The 3923-nt window shown below is 42.2% G+C and carries 4 protein-coding genes and 2 pseudogenes; all 6 read left to right on the forward strand.

Annotated elements, in window-relative coordinates:
- A pseudogene (locus FTU50_RS14890) lies at positions 1–113 on the forward strand (IS982 family transposase); the annotation flags it as partial.
- A 130-nt stretch (positions 114–243) separates the two neighbouring features.
- Positions 244–993: a metallophosphoesterase gene (locus FTU50_RS14895; protein ID WP_127801953.1), complete on the forward strand. Its 750-nt coding sequence runs from the start codon at positions 244–246 to the stop codon at positions 991–993.
- Between the two features lie 99 nt (positions 994–1092).
- A complete protein-coding gene (locus tag FTU50_RS14900) occupies positions 1093–1275 on the forward strand; it encodes a hypothetical protein (protein WP_005236300.1) in 183 nt (60 codons plus the stop codon).
- A 432-nt stretch (positions 1276–1707) separates the two neighbouring features.
- The gene (locus tag FTU50_RS15415) at positions 1708–2007 is read left to right on the forward strand and encodes an IS66 family insertion sequence element accessory protein TnpB (RefSeq protein ID WP_168391271.1); all 300 of its coding nucleotides are present in this window, start codon (positions 1708–1710) and stop codon (positions 2005–2007) included.
- On the forward strand, positions 2004–2339 hold the full coding sequence (gene tnpB / locus FTU50_RS14910; protein ID WP_163170039.1) for an IS66 family insertion sequence element accessory protein TnpB: 336 nt from the start codon (positions 2004–2006) through the stop codon (positions 2337–2339). Before FTU50_RS15415 ends, tnpB begins: the two co-directional genes overlap by 4 nt.
- A 74-nt stretch (positions 2340–2413) precedes the next feature.
- Positions 2414–3792 (forward strand): annotated as a pseudogene (locus FTU50_RS14915) (IS66 family transposase); the annotation flags it as partial.
- Between the last annotated feature and the right edge of the window lie 131 nt (positions 3793–3923).

Below are 3923 nucleotides of genomic sequence, written 5' to 3' on the forward strand. Positions count from 1 at the left end.
GTAAAGCACGTAGTCTTCATGGATTTCTGAGTGGAATTTACGCCTCACTATGTGCATATCAATTAACCCATCAAAATAAGCCAACAATTCAAATTAAGGAATCATCGGCTTAAGCAGGATCCGGGTTTTTATAGGCTTAAGGATACAGATGAGTATCTTATAATTTCTAATATTTAGTTGATGTAAACTTATTCTAATGAAGATGTATATATTTGAACGGCGTATTTTAATAAGGGAAGTAGATTGAAACTGCAAATTTTATCGGATACTCATAATTCCAAATATTCGATATCAGAACAAGCTGACGTCATTATTCATGCTGGCGATTTTTCTAATCGCTTAAGTGGTGCAATTGAGTTTGCCGAAAAATGTAAATCTCTCAATAAAAAATTTATCTTTGTTTTAGGTAATCATGATTACTACAGCTCTAACTACAGTTCAGTCGTGAATTTCTTGAAAGAAAACTACCCAAAAAATGCACTACTTGATGACAACCATATCAAAATTCAAGATAAAATATTTGTTGGCGGCACGTTATTTACGAACTTCCGCTCCAATTCCCCACTTACATCTCCTAACGTACTTTTACAGTCCCAAAAGGATGCTGAACAATCGATTTATGATTTTGATCAAATCATGATTAGCAATGAAAATAGACCTATAACCGCCGATGACTACATAAAACTATTTAAAAAATATCATCAAAATATTTTGCAGTTTAGAGGGCAAGATCATGTGATCGTTATTACGCATTTTCCACCTCATTTAGCTTGTCTTGATCCATATTGGGGTACGCATCCTGTCGCATCAGCCCTCAATCCCTATTTTATTAATGACCTAGATGTAAAAGGCTTTAAGTTATGGATTGCAGGACATACGCATACATCAGTGGATACTGTAGTCGATGGATGTAGATTAGTGATCAATCCTTTGGGTTATCCACCAGAGCAAGGTAAAAATGGGTTTAGAGAAAATTTGATCATCGAAGTTTAAGTAGTCATACTCGTATTGAAGCAATTTAAACCAACTCTAATATCATACATCCTATAGTACTGTTGATTTAGCTTCTACACCATGAACTAGGAGAAACTCATGTCGAATCCTTTAGACCCAGAAAATGATTGGAAAAATAAAATTGCAGATCAAATACTTGACGATTTAATCGAGATTGCCAAGCTTGAAGGTATGACTATTAAAAAAATGAAAGCAGATCAAAATGGTATTTTCTATGTGGAAGAGGAAATATCAATTGACGACGTACTCAAGCAATTTTGAACTCTGCTCATTGAAACGATATAAAGCGCTTGAATTTTATATTTAAAAGCTTAACCAAATTGTATCACCTGTAGACGCGTACATAGCTTCTGCAGTTTCTTTCAACACATCACTCTCATCCGTTTCCATTGATAGTTCATCACATGCATGATACCTACTATCGCTTGTGGAAAATAAGCTAGATTGAGCCGTAGTACTATGCTGTATAAATCTAGTTCTATCGTAAGCGTCCGCTGAGCCCCACTTTTTCTAACTCATTAATACCGCGATAGTGTCCACTAAAATTTAAGTGGACACCTATTTATGGATTTAAAGACAGTTATAGACACTGCACCAACGCTAAAAAAGCCCCGTCGAACCTTCACGGCTGAATTTAAACATTAACTTATTCAGCAATGCCAGCAGCCAGATACATCGGTGGCTAAGGTCGCAATGCAACATCAGATCAATGCCAATCTGTTGCATAAATGGATTCGTCAGTCCAGATCAATGGTTCCATCATTAACAATCTCATCCATTCCACAGACCGACTTCCTTCTCGTCATTCTTCACCCGACGCCAGTCAAACAAGAAGCACCTCCGCCACCTGTACCAGAGAAGAAAGCTACCGCTCATATCAGGATTCCATTACATGATGAACAAGGTTCCGTAAGGGATCAGATGATCGAAATCGAATGGCCGGTGGAGTCTGCAACTGAATTACTGCTTTTACTTCAGGGCTTGATCAAATGATCCGTATCGATGAAATCTGGTTGTCTACCCAGCCCATGGACATGCGTGCGGGTATGGATACGGCCATGGCGCAGATTATGAAAGCCTTTGGCTCAATCAAACCGCATTGCGCCTACCTGTTCTGTAATAAACGTGGCCATCGTATGAAAGTGCTGGTACATGATGGACTGGGCATCTGGCTGTGTGCCAGGCGGCTGAAACAGGGAAAATTCCACTGGGCTAAAGTTCACCAGGGTGAAAACGTAGCTCTCAGTCCAGAACAGTTACAGGCACTGATCCAAGGTTTGCCCTGGCAGCGCATTGGACGACAGCAGGTGGTGACGATGCTTTAAACCAGGCTGTTCCATTCTGCTATTTTCCAAACGTTCTATTTCATTCTCTTCATGACCTCAGGCATACTGCGGTCATGAATACGCTGCCTGACTTAAGCCAACTGACCCATGAACAACTGCTGGAATTTACCCGGCAGTTGGCGATGCAGCATCAGTCTCTGGCACAATCAAATCAAGAATTAGAAAAATCAAACCAGCAATTGGATGCCAAAGTTCAACATCTTTCCATTCTCAATCAAAAATACGAGCATGAACTGGCGCTGTTTAAAAAGCACAAATTCGCCCAAAAGAATGAACACTTAACGGCAAAACAAATCCATCTGTGGGATGAAGCGGTTGAAGAAGATATTGCCGCGGTTGATCTAGAACTGGAACGGCTAAATGCAGATAAAACCAATGCAGCGACACAGAAAGCCAAAACCAATAAACCTAAACGTCGACCACTGCCAGATCATCTACACACCATCCGTATTGAGCATGAACCTGCATCAACCCAATGCAGTTGTGGCTGCCAGTTACGTCGTATCGGCGAAGATATCAGTGAAAAACTGCATTTCAGACCGGCACAGTTCTACAAGGAACAGCATGTCCGTGGCAAATGGGTCTGTGATCAGTGCGACACTCTGACTCAGCAAGCGATGCCTGCCTATATGATTGATAAAGGCATTGCTTCACCTGAATTGCTCAGCCATGTGCTGGTATCGAAGTATGCCGATCATTTGCCGCTGTACCCTCAGCGCCTGATCTATCAGCGGGCGGGCATTGATCTGTCCAGATCCACGTTATCTCTTACGAAGCAATGCTTCTCAGATTGGTCGCTGCGGTGTGGAACTGGAACCTCTGGCCAATGCCTTAAAACAGGTGGTGCTGCAACAGCGGGTGATCCATGCCGATGAAACGCCGGTCACCATCATGCGGATGGGTGATGATGAGAAAAAACCGAAGAAAGGTTATGTCTGGGCCTATGCCACTACACAGTACAATCCAGTTCAGGCAGTGATCTATGACTTTCAGGATAGTCGTTCAGGTCAGCATGCTGAAGCGTTCCTGAATGGCTGGCAGGGTCATCTGGTCTGTGATGATTACAGTGGTTATAAAGCACGCTTTAAATCAGGCCAGGTCATTGAGGTGGGCTGCATGGCACATGCACGTCGTAAATTCCATGAACTGCATGTGACCGGGAAAAGTCAGATCGCTGAACAGGCATTAGTGCTGATTCAGAAATTATATGCGATAGAAGCAGAATTAAGAAAAAAGACGGATGGTACAGCGGAAGACCGCTGCGAATACCGACAACAGCATAGTCAACCGGTCATGCAACAACTATATGAATGGCTCAACCAACATCAGCTGACGGTGCCATCGAGTTCTCCAACCCGCCCGGGCGATCAACTACGGCCTAAAACGCTGGCAGGCACTCTGCCGCTATCTGGATGATGGTAATTTACCTATAGATATGAGATACCGTCTTGGTAGTCAATCAGGTTTTGAGATTATTCGACCAATAAATAATCTCTTTGATAGGCAGTCTGATGTTTTAAAACGCCATAACACAGATGTATAAGCTTGCGCATTGCAGCACCT

Origin of the sequence: Acinetobacter sp. YH12112 (assembly GCF_013418945.1) — a bacterium.
GTDB lineage: Bacteria > Pseudomonadota > Gammaproteobacteria > Pseudomonadales > Moraxellaceae > Acinetobacter > Acinetobacter indicus.

Coding starts and splice junctions, on each gene's coding strand:
- FTU50_RS15415 (WP_168391271.1), top strand. CDS start 1,708: ATGCAACATCAGATCAATGCCAATCTGTTGCATAAATGGATTCGTCAG.
- FTU50_RS14900 (WP_005236300.1), top strand. CDS start 1,093: ATGTCGAATCCTTTAGACCCAGAAAATGATTGGAAAAATAAAATTGCA.
- tnpB (WP_163170039.1), top strand. CDS start 2,004: ATGATCCGTATCGATGAAATCTGGTTGTCTACCCAGCCCATGGACATG.